Consider the following 682-nt stretch of genomic DNA (forward strand, 5'->3'; position numbering starts at 1 on the left):
TTCATCCTTCTCTATAATTACATTCTTCTCAAACTCCTGACTGCCTTTCCAATCCCACCAGCGAGGATTGCCTTCTTCATCCACATAGGTAAAGAGAGAATTGCTGGAAGTTACCTTCCACTCGCCGACCAAATCTTCATAACCCAACATTTTGCCCTGATAAGCTTCACCGATACGGCTCCAGTACTTGCCGCTCCACTCCACTTCATCATCAAAAAGTACTTTACTTATTTCCGAAAGCAACGTATAATACTGATACACCAGCGGTTTGGGATTGTAGAACATCTGAATGCCATAACCTTCATCTTTCACTTTCTGGAATTTGCTCTTGTCAAATCCACTCCAACCTCCGTTCAACTCATCATTAATCTTCCAAGGCAGCGGAGCATACTTGGATTTGGGCAGGTTCTCAAAATGAGACTCTTCACGGCCAAAGGCTCCCTCGGGATTCTGATTCTGGTAGTAACCGTAGGTCATATAGTCCACAATGTCACCTACCTTCATACCCTCTACCTCACCGTCTGGAGAGTCGAGCGAACCATATTCATACACACCGATCAACTTTTTGTCAAACACTTGGCGGCATTCGTAAACCAAGCGCGCGAAGTTGGCACGTGAACGTTTTTCGAAGCCGGGACTGGGATTGGAGTTATTATAACTGGTGTACTCATCATCAAAGTCA

The 682-nt window shown here is 45.0% G+C and carries 1 protein-coding gene; it reads right to left on the minus strand.

Going from position 1 to position 682, the window contains the following annotated elements; all coding sequences use genetic code 11:
• The coding region (locus BHV72_RS06795) for a glycoside hydrolase family 18 protein (protein ID WP_502691082.1) at positions 1-682 on the minus strand (682 nt) is incomplete at both ends.

It is taken from the genome of Bacteroides sp. 43_46 (genome assembly GCF_001915455.1).
Taxonomy (GTDB): domain Bacteria; phylum Bacteroidota; class Bacteroidia; order Bacteroidales; family Bacteroidaceae; genus Bacteroides; species Bacteroides caccae.